Source organism: Parvularcula dongshanensis, from assembly GCF_014199615.1.
Taxonomy (GTDB): Bacteria; Pseudomonadota; Alphaproteobacteria; order Caulobacterales; family Parvularculaceae; genus Parvularcula; species Parvularcula dongshanensis.
Genome location: NZ_JACHOB010000001.1, coordinates 498,855 through 512,091 on the forward strand (window position 1 = coordinate 498,855; position 13,237 = coordinate 512,091).

The following is a 13,237-nucleotide window of genomic DNA, read 5'->3' on the forward strand; positions in this document are numbered from 1 at the left end:
TCCTGCCGGTCTCATTGCCCGGCCCCGCCGGTGCCGCCATTGCCGCGCTGCCCGAGCTCGAAGTCGGTCCGCGGGCTGACCGCCGGATCGTTCGCGTCGTACATCAGCGCGCCGTCGATGAAGACCCGTTCGGCCTTGGTGTAGACGGAGAAGGGGTCGCCGTCCCAGACGACGAGGTCGGCCATCTTGCCGGGCTCGATCGTGCCGGTCTCGTCGAGGATGCCCATCGCCTTGGCAGGGTTCGCGGTGATCCAGGCGATCGCCTGCTCGGGCTCGATGTCGATGCCGAAACGCGCCCCGTCCGCCATCGCCTTCGCCGCCTCCTGATTGAGGCGCTGAATGCCGAGCTCGGAGTCCGAGTGGATGACCGCGCAGCCGCCGGGCTGTGCCACGACGAGGGCGGCGTTGGCGGGCGTCGCGTCGTAGGCTTCGAGCTTGAAGCCCCACCAGTCCGCCCAGATCGCGGCGCAGACGTCGTTCTCCGCCAGGAGGTCGGCGACCTTGTAGGCCTCGACCGCGTGGTGGAAGGCCGAGACCTTGAAGCCGTACTCTTTCGAGAGGTCGAGGATCTGCGCTATCTCGTCGGCGCGGTAGCAGTGCATGTGCAGAAGGACGTCGCCCGACAGCACGCCCGCGATCGTCTCGTTCGCGAGGTCGCGCGCGGGCGGGTCGCCTTCGGGGTTGTTCTCGTACTTGGTCCAGCCGCGCGCATACTCCTTGGCGGCTTGGAAGCCCTCCCTGTAGCCGCGCATGTTGCCCATGCGGGTCGAGGGGCCGCCCTGATCGCCGTAGACCCGCTTGGGGTTCTCGCCGCAGGCCATCTTCATGCCGTAGGGCGCGCCGGGGAACTTCATCGCCTGCACCGTCCGCGCGGGCACGTTCTTGAGCACGACCGAGCGGCCGCCGAACAGGTTCGCCGAGCCCGGCAGGATCTGAAGCGACGTGACCCCGCCCGCGAGCGCCCGGGTGAAGCCCGGGTCCTGCGGCCAGACCGAGTTCTCGGCCCAAACGCCCGCCGTGTTGGGCGCGGTCGCCTCGTTCCCGTCCGAGGTCGAATCGAAGCTCGGCGAGGGGTAGACGCCGAGGTGGCTGTGAATGTCGATGACGCCTGGCGTGATCACCTTGCCGGCCGCGTCGACCTCGGTGATCCCCTGCACCTGGCGCACGTCGTCCGCGGCACCGACCCGCACGATGCGTCCGCCCGAGACGGTGACGACGCCGTTCTCGATCCGCTCGCCGGTGCCGGTCAGGATGGTGGCGCCTACCAGGCTGAACGCGTCCGAGGGGTAGGGCTCATAGGTCGAGGGGAAGGGGTCCGGGTTCGGAAGATCCGCCTTTGGGCCGCCATCTCCGCAGGCAGCGAGCCCAACCATCGCGGCGAGCATCAGCCCCGCCGTCCACGCCGATCGTCCCATGCGTCGCCCTTCCGTCTCGTGCTCGGCGCGACACTGGCGCAGCGACGTGCCCCTGCCAAGGCGTCGGGCGCAGAACAGGGCCGTCGACGGAACAGGCACCCGCCCCTCGTGTTCTGGAAACATTGAAGACGATACTAGGAGACTTAGACATGAGCGATCCGCAAGACGCCATGAACGCCTCGCTCGACCACCTGCGCGAGGAAGCGACCGACGACGAACAGCGCGATCAGGTCGACATCGAGCGCGGCGACGCCAAGAACATGAAGGAAGCGGCCGACGACGCGGATTCCGAGCAAGGGATCGGCGCCGGCGTCAAATCCTCCGGCGACGTGAAGAACTAAGGCGTCCCGACGCAAACGGAGAACCGAACGCGAGGAGGCATTCATGCCCATGCTGCTGGAGGGGAAGTGCCGGTGCCACGCGGTCCGGTTCTCCGTTCGAAGCCATACCCCCGTCCCCTATCAACGGTGCTACTGCCGCATCTGCCGCAAGACGGCGGGCGGCGGGGGCTATGCGATCAACCTAGGCGCGCTGAACGATACCCTGAGCGTCGAGGGTGAGGAGCACACCGCCGTCTACCGCGCCGAGATCGACCGCGACGGATCTTGCGAGAGGAGTTCCGGCGAGCGGCGGTTCTGTACCGAGTGCGCGAGCGCCTTGTGGTTGTGGGACCCCAACTGGCCGGACCTCGTCCACCCGTTCGCGTCCGCGATCGACACGGACCTGCCCACCCCGCCCTCCAGCGTGCACCTGATGCTGCGCTTCAAGGCGAGTTGGGTCGTCCCGCAGACGGGACCGGAGGATGCCTGCTTCGACCTCTATCCCGAGGAGAGCATCGCCGACTGGCACAAGGCGCGCGGCCTCTGGGTCGACTGACAGCGTCAGCTGCGGGACAGAAGGACGATGCCCAGGATGACGAGGCCGACGCCGCCGAGCTTGGTCAGCGTCGCCTGCTCGCCGAGAAGCGTGATCGAGACGAGCGTGATCCCGATCAGCGCGGCGGAGGTCGTGACCGCGTAGGAGGTCGACAGGTCGAGGCTGCGCAGCGCCAGCACGTAGGCCCCGAGCAGCGTCATGCCGGACACGCCGGCGATCCAGGCCCAAGGCGAGGCCATCAGCTCGAAGGCGAAGCCGATCGCGGGGCGGGGCGTCACCGTCTGCATCAGGCGTTTGAGCGAAGCGTTGGTCGCGACGTTCGCGCAGACGGCGAGCCCGACCAGGAACCAAGCGGGGTTCATGCAGACCTCTCAAGTCGTGCCAGGATCCGCGGCGCGGCGGCGCAGATCGCGAAGGCGGCGAGCGCCGCGATGAAGGGGTTGGAGGGGTAGTGATAGCGGTCGCCCGCCACCACGATGGCGTGGACGCCCGCATAGTAGCCCCAAAGGACCAGGGGCGGCGCGGCGAGCACGGACAGCGCCTCGAGCGGCGCCCCCGCCTTGAGGCGAGCCGCGCTCCCCCACGCGACGAGGCCCATGCCGGCAAGTCCGAGGGCGAGGATCGCGAGCCAGTAGCCTTGGCTGACGAGCTTGATCGGCAGGACCGCCCAGCCGCCGAGGCTCTGGGTGATGCCGGGCTCGTTCCAGGAGACGCCGATGGTCTCGCGCTCATGGGTCTCTAAGAGCTTGACGAAGAAGCCCTGAACCGTCCGCAGCGGGTTCGCCTTCATGTAGGCGATCGCTTCTTCCTTCAGGACGTGCGCTCGCGCCGTCTCGGACAGACCCTCCACCCGGTCGGGCAGCGGCATGTAGCCGTAGGTCGTGTCCGGATTGTTGCCCATCCACAGGTTCGGGCCGGCATTGGTCGAGATCAGGACCGGCTCGCCGAAGAGGCGTTGATTGCGGAGGGTCCAGGGCGCGATCGACGCGCCGGCGACGACGAGCGCGAGCACGGCGAAGAGGACGGGCCGCGCACTCAGGCGGCGCTGCGCGCAGAACTCGAGGCCGACGAGGAGGACCGGAAGGAGGAGCCCGGTCGGCCGCATGTAGCTCGCCGCCGCGACGAAGAGGCCGGTGAGGAGCGCGAGGGCCGGCCAGGTTCGGGTGCCGGGGCGCCAGGAGAGGAGCGCGGCGTTGACCGCGAGGCAGAAGAAGAGCTCGCTCTGCATCACGGTGGTGAAGAGGATGAGGCCCGGCCAGACGGCCGTGAGGACGCCTGCGGTCAGCCCCGCGGCCTCACCGAACCAGCGCCGCGCGAGGAGCGCGGTCGTCGCGACGACGCCGATCCCCGCGGCGAGGTTCATGACGAGGACGGCGCGCATCCCCTCGCCGAAGAGGGCGAAGCCGAAGGCGTAGGCCGCCGAGGGGCCGACCGGCCAGTAGGCGAAGGGCCGGTCGGCCACGACCCCGTAGACGCCGTGGCGGTGAAGGTTCAGCGCGCCCTGAAGGTAGATGTTGCTGTCCGAGACCGGAACGATCGGCACGAGGAGCGCCCAGGCGAGCCGGAGGGCGAGCGCGACGAGGCAGATGAGCGCGACCCGGGCGCCGAAGCTTGCGGGCGCGAGGGAGAGCGGGCGGCGGGCCGCCACCAGCGCCGCCCTCACAGCGGGCCCGCCAGGAGCACGCAGGCCGCCGTCGCCGCCGCGCAGCCCCAGCTGATCCGGTCCCTGAGCGCGAAGACGACCGGGTCGTCCGCCATCTGGCGGCGCCGGGCGAGCATCCACACGCGGGCCACCCAGTAAAGGACGACGAGGCAGACGCCCCACAGCGCGATCGGCGAGGCGTAGAGCGTGCTGACGTCCGGCGAGGTCGCGTAGAGCGCGAGCACCAGGACGGAGACGAGGCTGGAGCCGACGCCGATCGCGCCCACCATCTCTCCGTCCTCCGCGTAGTAGCCACGCCCGGAGATCCGGCCGTCCGCGCTCGGCGTCTTGGTGTCGATCTCGGCGTAGCGCTTCACGAGGGCGAGCCCGAAGAAGAAGAAGACGCAGAAGGCGATCAGCCAGTCGGACACCATGATGCCGGTCGCGACCGCCCCGACCACGATCCGATAGCCGTAGAGCGAAGCGAGCGTGATGACGTCGACCAGGAGCTTGCGCTTGAGGACGAAGGAGTAGGTCAGGGTCACCGCGACGTAGCCGCAGAGCATCGCCGTCGACCAAAGCGGCAAGAGGAGGAGGCTGCCGCCGAGGCCGAGTCCCAGAAGGCCGAAGGAGAGCGCGACCGCGCGGAAGACGGGGATCGAGCCCGACGCCAGCGGACGCGCCCGCTTCGTCGGGTGACGCCGGTCCTGTGCGAGGTCGAGCGTGTCGTTCCAGATGTAGGTCGCCGAGGCGACCAGCGAGAAGGCGCAGAAGGCGAGCACGGCCGCGGCGATAAGCGCGGGGTCGCCGAGCTGGTGCGACAGGACGAGCGGCAGGAAGACGAGGCTGTTCTTGACCCATTGATGCGGCCGCATGGCGCGCAGGTAGGCGCGCGCGCCCTCGGCGCCGGTCCGGGCGCGGGCCTCGAAGTGATGGGCGACCGGCACGTCGCCGGCGAGCCGCCGCGCGGCGGCGGGCGAGGGCGCGACGACCAGCGCGCGGCCCGCCGCCTGCCACATCGGACGGTCCGCCGGGCTGTCGCCGATGTAGTCGAACTCTGGGCTCAGGCCCTGCGCCGCGAGGTGGGCCCTGACCGCTTCGAGCTTGTTCCGGCCCTTCAGGTTCAGACTGCCCGTAGACGCGATCACGGCGTCGAAGACGCCGAGTTCGTCGGCGACGGCGCGCGCCACCGCGGCGTCGGCCGCCGTGGCGAGCACGACGTGCCGATGCTCCGCCTCGGCGCGGACGAAGTCCAAGACCTCGTGGTTCAGGATCGTCCCGATCTGAGGCACGTACCGCTCCGCCAACGCCCGCTTGAGGGCGGCGCGGCCCTTGAGCGCGGCACCGGCGGCGGGAAGAAGGCCTTCGGGTGCCGTCCGCATCAGCCCCACGGCGCTTTCCGCCAGGGTGTCGCCGTGAATGAGCGTGCCGTCGAGGTCGACGATGAGTGCCCTGTCGGCCGGGCCGGACGGCGCAGTCGCGCGCGGGACGATGCTTTCAGCCGACGCCTCGGCGTCGATCAGGTCGAGTCGCTTCATCATGCGGGCGTCCCCCATTTCGTTGCCCGCCTAGATGATACAAGAATCCTACCGTTTGGCTGCAGCTTTTCTGCTGCAGTGCAAAATGAAGCGCGAGCGGGCCCGCGCGAGGCGGCGGCGCACAGGTGAGGATGGGCTGTCGGGCCGGTAGCGCGGTCCGGCATCCATCGCTAAGGCCGGGCCAAGCATTGCTTCGGAGTCCCCATGCGTCCTACCGGCCGAGCCTTCAACGAGCTTCGAGAGGTCAGCTTCGAGACCGGCTACTCGGCTCATGCCGAGGGGTCGTGCCTCGTCAAGTTCGGCCGGACCCACGTCCTCTGCACGGCCTCGTGGGACGAGAGCACGCCGCCCTGGCTTCGCGGCAAGGGCAAGGGCTGGGTGACGGCGGAGTACTCGATGCTGCCGCGCGCGACCCATACGCGCGGTCGGCGCGAGGCGAAGACCGGCCCGTCGGGCCGGACGCAGGAGATCCAGCGGCTGATCGGACGCTCGCTGCGCGCCGTCGTCGACATGAAGGCGCTCGGCGAGCGGCAGATCCTGATCGATTGCGACGTCATCCAGGCCGATGGCGGCACGCGGACCGCATCGATCACCGGCGCCTGGGTCGCCCTTCGGCAGTGCGTCGATTGGGCGATGGCGCAGGGCCTTCTCAAGAACGACCCGATCACGGACTCGGTCGCCGCGATCTCGTGCGGCCTCTACCAGGGCATGCCGGTCGCCGACCTCGACTATGACGAGGACTCGACGGCGCAGGCGGACGCGAACTTCGTGATCACGGGGTCGGGCGGCCTCGTCGAGGTGCAGGGCACGGCCGAGGGCGCCCCGTTCACGCGCGAGCAGTTCGACGCGCTGATGAGCCTCGCCGCCGACGCCTGCGCGGAGCTGACCGGGCGCCAAAGGACCGCGCTTGCTTGAGACTTACGAGGAGCGGCCCATCGGCGCGCAACTCGGCGCCGATGGGAAGCCATTGAATCCGGACGACCCGGCCGACGCCGAGATCATAAGGTGGCAGACCACGTCACCCTACTACGTCCCGCCGCATAACGAGCGGCACAAGCACATCGTCGACGTCCTGATCCGCGAGCGCGCGAAGCGCCTGTCTTCGTCGCGGTTCTGGCGCTTCTACCGCGTCGGGCTCAACCGGCTCCTTGGCTATCAAGGGGCGAAGCGGATGGTCGACACGGCGGGGCGGTGGAACGCGACGGACGCCTTCGCCCACGCCTCCTCCCTTCTCGACATGAAGCTCGACGTCACGGGGATGGAGCACATCCCCCGCGAAGGCGCCTTCATCATCGCGCTGAACCACCCGACCGGCATCGCCGACGGGCTCGCCGTGCACGACGCGCTCGCCCCCGTGCGGCCGGACGTCATCGTCTTCGTCAACGCCGACGCGATCCGCCTCAACCCCCGCCTGACGGACAAGCTGATCCCGGTCGAGTGGCGGGCGGACAAGAAGTCCCGCGCCAAGTCGCGCGAGACGCTGAAGGCGACGAACGCGGCCTTCGCGGCGGCGCGCGCGGTCGTCCTCTTCCCCTCGGGCCGCCTCGCCTACATGAACGAGGACAAGCACCTCGTGGAGCGTCCCTGGCAGCCGACGATCGCCGCGCTCGCAAAGAAGTACGACTGCCCCATCGTCCCTGCGAACCTCGTCAGCCGGAACTCCTGGCTCTACTACTGGTTCAACAATGTGGACACGGAACTTCGGGACATGACCCTGTTCCACGAGCTTCTGAACAAGAAGGGCAAGACGTCCCGCATCACGATCGAACGCCCGATCGACCCGGACGTCCTGCTCGAGGACAACGAGGCGGCGGCGGCGGAGCTCCGGGCCTATGTCTGCGAAGGCGTGCCCAAGGGGCTCACCTTTGGGGACTGGCGGGCCGCCGAAGCCGCGTCGGCGTAGTCCTTCGTTTCGGAGAGCGGTCCGATCGCCGACCTCGGGACGTGGGGACGGGTCGTGAGCGCCTCGCTCGACGTTCCTGCCGCGTTGCTCGTCAGGGGCTCGGCACGGCGGGTTCGCCCGGCACGGTCCGATGGTCCGCGTTCAGGACGAGGCTGCGCACGGTGTGTCCGCCGTGGTCCTTCAGGTAGACGAAGTTCACCCAAGCGTCCGACATGTCGGCGAGGATGCCGCTCGCGACGATCGCCGCGACCTCGGGGTGCTGCTGATAGATGAAGACGTAGTTCCCTTCGAGTTCGACACCGACCATTTCGGACGGCGCATCGCCCGCGATCTCGAACCGGTCGCGCGCGTAGAGCGCGAGGCGGGCCTGGTTCTCGGGGTCCGAGAGGACGGGGTCGTGAACGCCGAGCAGGCGCAGCACCTGTTGGGCGTCATGCGCATGAAGCCGATGGGTGATCGCCATCGTTTCGGTTCCGTCCCCGGCTTCCAGCACCTGCACGGTCGTCTCGACCTCGGGCTGCCTGTGCGCCGCTGCGGGCGCGATGCCGACGAGGAGGAGGACCACGGTCAGAAGAAGAGTGCGCATGAGAAGCCTTTTCGGGAAGACGAGCCGGACCGAACTAGACCGGGAGGCGTGGTGTCAGGGTTACGAAGTCACAAGGCGAGGCCTCTCGATAGAAGCGTTCGGCTACACGCAAAGCGAACTCGGCCTGATCCCGACGGCGGTCCGGCTTCTGCTCGCCGCCGCGCTTAGCGGCGCGTTGGGACTGGAGCGAGAGCGGCGGGAGCGGCCGGCCGGGCTCAGGACCTACATGCTGACGGCGCTCGCCGCCTGCCTGTTCACCCTGATGACGCTCGAGATCAGCCTCGGCTTCACCCGCGACGACATGGTGGTCGCCGACCCCGTGCGGATCGTCAACGCGGTCACCGCCGGCGTCGCCTTCCTCGCGGCGGGTACGATCATCAGCCGGGGGCGGCAGGTCGTGGGCCTCACGACCGGCGCCGGCATGTGGATGTCCGGCGCCATCGGGGTCGCGGCGGGCCTCGGCCACTACCCCGCAGCCGCGATGACCTGCGTCCTGACCCTCGCCGTCCTGATCGGCCTGAGGCGGATCGAGACGGGGAGCACGAAGCACGACGAGAAGGCTCGAGGGGACTGACGCCGAGGGGTCACTGAGCGTTCGGCGTCCCCTCCTGCGCGTCCGCCTGTCCTCGCTGGCCTTGCTGCGGCGCCTCGCCGGCGGCGGCAGGCTGATCTTCCGCCTGCGCTGCGTCAGAAGGCTCACTCGCGCCCTCCGCCGCGTCGCCGGACGGCGCCGCCTGCCCGCCCATGCCTTCGCTGTCGAGGGGCACGGCCTCTTCTTCGCCGGCTTCCTCGTCCGTCTTCGCATCGCCCTCGAGCTCTTCGAGCGCGCGGGCCATCTGGTTGTCCGGCCCCGAGTAGGAAGACTTGTAGAGCTCGAAGCGCGATGGCGTCAGCTGTTGCGGGAAGGCGTTGTTGGCGCGGTCCGCGTCCGCGATCTCGTGGTCGTCGTCGATCGAGAAGGACGCGACCTCCTTATCGAGGATCATCAGCTTGGTGACGCCCTCCGCGTCGCGCCGCCAGATCTCCGCCGGGATCATCCGCTTCTCGGCGGAACCGTCCGTATAGGTGATGTGCAGCGGGATCGGCGTGACGAGGCCGCCATGGTTGCGGAAGTCGACGAAGTAGACCCACGAGTCGCGCTCTAGCGCCCGGTCGTAGACCTCGCGTTCCTGGGCTGACAGCCCGTTCAGGAAGGCCTGGTACTCGTTCCGGTCGGCGTTGTTGGTCTCGAACCGGTCGTTCTCGTTGTAGAAGTCCGAAAGCTGCGGGCGGCGCTGAAGGCGGGTCTTGCGGCCCTCTTCGCGGTTGCGCCGCTGGATCAGCGGTTCGGGCGTGCCGTCGGCCCGCGCGTCGCGCGCCTGCTGGTTCTCCCGGTCGGGGTCCTGCGTCGAGATGCGGTAGGCCCGCACGCCGTCGATGCCGACGTCGACGTAGTCCGTGGTGAAGAACCAGCCGCGCCAGAACCAGTCGAGGTCCTTGCCCGAGGTCTCCTCCATGCTCCTGAAGAAGTCCGCAGGCGTCGGCCGCTTGAACTTCCACCGCCGGGCGTACTCGCGGAAGGCGGGGTCGAAGAGCTCGCGTCCGAGCACGGTCTCGCGCAGCACGGTGAGCGCCGAGGCGGGCTTCGAGTAGGCGTTGGGGCCGAACTGAAGGATCGAGTCCGAGTTCGTCATGATCGGCACCTGATCCGTGCTCGTCATGTAGCCGGTGATGTAGTCGAGGACGTTCGTCTCGCCGCGGAAGGCGGGATAGTCCTCCTCCCACTCCACCTCGGCGACGTATTCAAGGAAGGTGTTGATCCCCTCGTCCATCCAGGTCCACTGGCGTTCGTCCGAGTTCACCGTCATCGGGAAGTAGATGTGCCCGATCTCGTGGATGATGACGCCGATCAGGGAGTACTTGACGTCCCGGCTGTAGGTCGGCTCGCCCCCCTCCTCGGCCGCCTCGCCGTCGGGGCGATAGCCGTTGAAGGTGATCATCGGGTACTCCATCCCGCCGCGTTCCCAGGTGTTGACGGACTGAGCGACCGGATAGGGATAGTCGAAGGAGAAGCGCGAGTAGACGTCCATGGTGTGGATGACCGCTTCGGTCGAGTAGCGCGACCAGATCGGCTCGGCCTCGTTCGGGTAGAAGCTCATGGCCATGATCGGGCCGGTCTCGGAGCCCTCCTGCTCGTAGCCCTGCGCGTCCCAGATGAACTTGCGCGAGGACGCCCACGAGAAGTCGCGGACGTTCTGTGCCCGGAAGCGCCAGGTCTTGCGCCCCTCCGCCGGCGTCGCCTCGTTCTCGGCGGCCTCTTCGGGGCTGACGATGAAGACCGGGTTCTCGGCCGTCTTCGCCTGCTCGAGGCGCTCGCGCATCTGCGGCGTCAGGACCTCGTTCGGGTTCTGAAGGACGCCGGTCGAGGAGACGATGTGGTCGTCGGGCACGGTGATCGAGACGTCGAAGTCGCCGAACTCGAGCGTGAACTCGCCCCGGCCCAAGAAGGGCTTGGTGTGCCAGCCTTCATAGTCCGAATACGCCGCGACCCGCGGGTACCACTGGGCGAGGAAGAAGATGTAGTCCTCGACGTTCTCCTCGGTCGCGTCGGTGGGGAAGCCCTCATAGCCGCCGCGCCCGCCGATGACGGGCTCGTTGATGATGTTGAAGGACCAGTCGATGTCGATCTGGGTCTGCTCGCCCGCGCGCAAGGGCTGGGGCAGGTCCACCCGCATCAGCGTGTCGACGATGGTGTAGGGCAGCTCTTCGCCCCGGGCGTTCAGCACCGCCTCGACCTTGTAGCCGTGGTCGCCTTCGTCGAGCGCCATCTGCCGGGCGAGGGTCGGGTAGGAGAGCTGGTCGCCTTGCGCCTCGGCCTGACGGCGCGAGCCCGAGGTCGCCGCCGTCTCGGTCTCCCGCGCGAGGGAGCCGTCGGCGAAGCGGTTCTGGTCGAGCTGCACCCAGACGTAGCGCAAGGGAAGCGGCGCGTTGTTGGTGTAGAGGATCGTCTCGGACCCCGTGATCTTCTTCTCGTCCTCGTCGAGGGCGACGTCGATCACGTAGTCAGCCTGTTGCTGGAAGTATTGCGGCCCAGGCTCTCCGGTCGCGGCGCGGTAGACGTTCGGGGTGGGCAGCTCCGTGTCGAGCTGCTCGAAGGCCCGGGCCCCCGAACCCGGCCCCGTGAAGGTCGGCGTCTTCTGTGCGAGCGCGCCCATCGGCACGGAGAGGAGAAGGCTGGCCAGCAACGCGGCCTTACGGGTGGGAAGCGTCATTCTGCCCCTTGAGAACTGATCTTGGGCGCAGACTGGCCTCTCGCGCCTGCGAAAGAAAGGGGGGCGAGCTGCTAGGGTTAAGACGCGGCGATGACGGGGGGCCATGTTTTTCGTTGCGCGGCTCGCCGTCTTGCCTTCCTATCTCTGATCGCGCGCCGCCCCGCGCCCTGGCACCCTCAAGGTGCCTCGTCCTCACATTCCGGCCGCGGGACGGCGCGGCTTCTTCGCGTGAGGAACCCTTCAGCATGATGCTGATCCCCACCTACCTCGCCCCCTCGTCGATCGAGGGCCTCGGCGTCTTCACCCGGGTCCCGATCAAGAAGGGCGACGCCATCTGGCGTATGGACGAGCGTTTCGACCGGGTGATCCCGGTCTCGGACCTCGAGGACGCCCCAGAAGAGATCCGCGTCTTCCTGGACCGCTACGCCTATCCGCACATGACGCGGCCGGGCTTTCTGGTGCTCGACGTCGACGACGGGCGCTACATGAACCACACGGAGACCCCGAACACGAACTTCAGCGGTCCCGAGGTCGGCTACGCCCTGCGCGACATCGCGGTCGGCGAGGAGCTGACCTGCGACTATCGCGAGTTCCTGTTCGAGGAACCCATCCACCAAGGACCGAGGAACCTGTCGCTGGTCGCGGCCTAGGTCCTGATCTCCGCGACGATGTCCCGGGCGGCGCCGACGGGATCGGCCGCCTGGACGATCGGGCGGCCGACCACCAGACGGTCGGCCCCCGCCGCGATGGCCTCGGCCGGCGTCGTGATCCGCTTCTGGTCGTCTGCCGCCGCCCCCTTCGGCCTGATGCCGGGGGTGACGATCTTGAGCGTGTCGCCGAAGCGTTCGCGGATGGCGCGCGCCTCGCCCGCGCTGGCGATGACGCCGTCGGCGCCGTGAACGGCCGCCATCTCGGCCCGACGCAGGACGAGGTCGAGGACCGAGCCCTCGATGCCGTGCGCGCGCAGCGCCTCACCGTCCCAGCTCGTCAGCACCGTGACGGCGAGGATGTCGAGCGCCGCGTCGCCCCGCCCTTGGGCCGCGCCTTCGATCGTGTCGGGGTCGGCATGGACGGTCACCATGTCCGCGCCGTTGCGGGCGATGGAGCGCACGCCCCGCTCGACCGTCGCGCCGATGTCGAGGAGCTTCGCGTCGACGAAGACGCCCTTGCCGCGGGCGTGCAGGCGCCGGGCGAGCTCGTAGCCGCCCAAGGGCAGGAGTTGATAGCCGACCTTGTAGACCGAGACGGCGTCGGCGAGCAGCGCGATCAGGGTCTCGGCCTCCTCGACGGAGGGCAGGTCCAGGGCGACGATGAGGCGGGGGTCGGTCACGGCGCGGTCTCTTCAGCGGTCTTGGAGGCGGTTTGGGGAGCGGGCGTCTTGTCCTTGTAACCGCAGAGGTCCTCGACGACGCAAGACCAGCATTCGGGCCGCCGCGCCTTGCAGGTGTAGCGGCCGTGCAAGATCAGCCAGTGATGCGCCGAGTATGCGTATTCGGGCGGCGTTCGCCTCACGAGCCGGTCCGAGACGGCGTCGGCGGTCTTCGCGGCCGCGAGTCCCGTGCGGTTCGCGACCCGGAAGATGTGGGTGTCGACCGCGATCGTCGGATGGCCGAAGGCGACGTTGCGCACGACGTCCGCCGTCTTCCGCCCCACCCCCGGCAGGCGCATCAGGTCCTCGCGGCTCGTCGGCACCTCGCCGCCGAACTCTTCCACGATCATGCGGGAGAGGGCGATCACGTTCTTCGCCTTGTTCCGCCACAGCCCGATCGTACGGATGTAGGAGGCCAGGCCCTCCTCGCCGAGCGCCAGCATCTTCTCTGGTGTGTCCGCGACCTCGAAGAGCGGCCGCGTCGCCTTGTTGACCGATACGTCCGTCGCCTGTGCCGACAGCGCGACCGCGACCACCAGCGTGTAGGGGCTGCGGAAGTCGAGCTCGGTCTTGGGCTCCGGCAGAGCGTCTCGCAGCCGCCGGTAGAACTCGGCGACCGCGGCTTTCGGCAGGGGACGTGGCATGCCCCCGCCTAGC

At 68.8% G+C, this 13,237-nt stretch carries 14 protein-coding genes; 6 read left to right on the plus strand and 8 right to left on the minus strand.

From position 1 onward, the window contains the following. Positions 1-11: 11 nt before the first annotated feature. Positions 12-1,415 carry an amidohydrolase gene (locus GGQ59_RS02315; protein WP_183815446.1) on the minus strand — a complete coding sequence of 468 codons (1,404 nt, stop codon included), beginning with the start codon at positions 1,413-1,415 and terminating at the stop codon, positions 12-14. A 149-nt stretch (positions 1,416-1,564) separates the two neighbouring features. Between GGQ59_RS02315 and GGQ59_RS02320 the strand changes: the two genes are divergently transcribed. Both GGQ59_RS02320 and GGQ59_RS02325 read left to right on the plus strand, forming a co-directional pair. Next, positions 1,565-1,756: a hypothetical protein gene (locus GGQ59_RS02320; protein ID WP_183815448.1), complete on the plus strand. Its 192-nt coding sequence runs from the start codon at positions 1,565-1,567 to the stop codon at positions 1,754-1,756. A gap of 43 nt (positions 1,757-1,799) precedes the next feature. Further along, positions 1,800-2,291, plus strand: a complete 492-nt coding sequence (locus tag GGQ59_RS02325) for a GFA family protein (RefSeq protein ID WP_183815450.1) — start codon at positions 1,800-1,802, stop codon at positions 2,289-2,291. A gap of 5 nt (positions 2,292-2,296) precedes the next feature. On the opposite strand, the gene GGQ59_RS02330 is transcribed toward GGQ59_RS02325, so the two are convergent. From GGQ59_RS02330 to GGQ59_RS02340, 3 genes are read right to left on the minus strand one after another with little or no spacing between them, the layout of a single operon-like run. Next, entirely contained in the window at positions 2,297-2,653 is a 357-nt protein-coding gene (locus tag GGQ59_RS02330; RefSeq protein ID WP_183815452.1) for a DMT family transporter, read from the minus strand. Beyond that, complete coding sequence (locus tag GGQ59_RS02335) at positions 2,650-3,939, minus strand: glycosyltransferase family 39 protein (protein WP_183815454.1); 1,290 nt, start codon at positions 3,937-3,939, stop codon at positions 2,650-2,652. Before GGQ59_RS02335 ends, GGQ59_RS02330 begins: the two co-directional genes overlap by 4 nt. 11 nt (positions 3,940-3,950) lie before the next feature. Continuing rightward, the gene (locus GGQ59_RS02340; RefSeq protein ID WP_183815456.1) at positions 3,951-5,474 is read right to left on the minus strand and encodes a UbiA family prenyltransferase; all 1,524 of its coding nucleotides are present in this window, start codon (positions 5,472-5,474) and stop codon (positions 3,951-3,953) included. 201 nt (positions 5,475-5,675) lie between these two features. Between GGQ59_RS02340 and rph the strand changes: the two genes are divergently transcribed. Then, on the plus strand, positions 5,676-6,386 hold the full coding sequence (gene rph, locus GGQ59_RS02345; protein ID WP_183815458.1) for a ribonuclease PH: 711 nt from the start codon (positions 5,676-5,678) through the stop codon (positions 6,384-6,386). After that, on the plus strand, positions 6,379-7,374 hold the full coding sequence (locus tag GGQ59_RS02350; protein WP_183815460.1) for a 1-acyl-sn-glycerol-3-phosphate acyltransferase: 996 nt from the start codon (positions 6,379-6,381) through the stop codon (positions 7,372-7,374). Before rph ends, GGQ59_RS02350 begins: the two co-directional genes overlap by 8 nt. A 91-nt stretch (positions 7,375-7,465) precedes the next feature. On the opposite strand, the gene GGQ59_RS02355 is transcribed toward GGQ59_RS02350, so the two are convergent. Beyond that, entirely contained in the window at positions 7,466-7,960 is a 495-nt protein-coding gene (locus GGQ59_RS02355; protein ID WP_183815462.1) for a DUF6702 family protein, read from the minus strand. On the opposite strand from GGQ59_RS02355, the gene GGQ59_RS02360 reads away from it, so the two are divergent. Further along, a complete protein-coding gene (locus tag GGQ59_RS02360; RefSeq protein WP_183815464.1) occupies positions 7,959-8,534 on the plus strand; it encodes an MgtC/SapB family protein in 576 nt (191 codons plus the stop codon). The genes GGQ59_RS02355 and GGQ59_RS02360 overlap by 2 nt on opposite strands. A gap of 10 nt (positions 8,535-8,544) precedes the next feature. Here GGQ59_RS02360 and GGQ59_RS02365 read toward each other — a convergent pair whose 3' ends face one another. Further along, on the minus strand, positions 8,545-11,211 hold the full coding sequence (locus GGQ59_RS02365) for a M1 family metallopeptidase (RefSeq protein ID WP_183815466.1): 2,667 nt from the start codon (positions 11,209-11,211) through the stop codon (positions 8,545-8,547). A gap of 245 nt (positions 11,212-11,456) precedes the next feature. Here GGQ59_RS02365 and GGQ59_RS02370 point away from each other — a divergent pair, with 245 nt between their 5' ends. Beyond that, positions 11,457-11,861 carry an SET domain-containing protein gene (locus GGQ59_RS02370; protein WP_183815468.1) on the plus strand — a complete coding sequence of 135 codons (405 nt, stop codon included), beginning with the start codon at positions 11,457-11,459 and terminating at the stop codon, positions 11,859-11,861. On the opposite strand, the gene pyrF is transcribed toward GGQ59_RS02370, so the two are convergent. Further along, the gene (pyrF, locus tag GGQ59_RS02375) at positions 11,858-12,541 is read right to left on the minus strand and encodes an orotidine-5'-phosphate decarboxylase (RefSeq protein ID WP_183815470.1); all 684 of its coding nucleotides are present in this window, start codon (positions 12,539-12,541) and stop codon (positions 11,858-11,860) included. The two genes, GGQ59_RS02370 and pyrF, sit on opposite strands and share 4 nt — an antisense overlap. Further along, positions 12,538-13,224: an endonuclease III gene (nth, locus tag GGQ59_RS02380; RefSeq protein ID WP_183815472.1), complete on the minus strand. Its 687-nt coding sequence runs from the start codon at positions 13,222-13,224 to the stop codon at positions 12,538-12,540. The genes pyrF and nth overlap by 4 nt, the downstream gene beginning before the upstream one ends. Positions 13,225-13,237 lie beyond the last annotated feature (13 nt).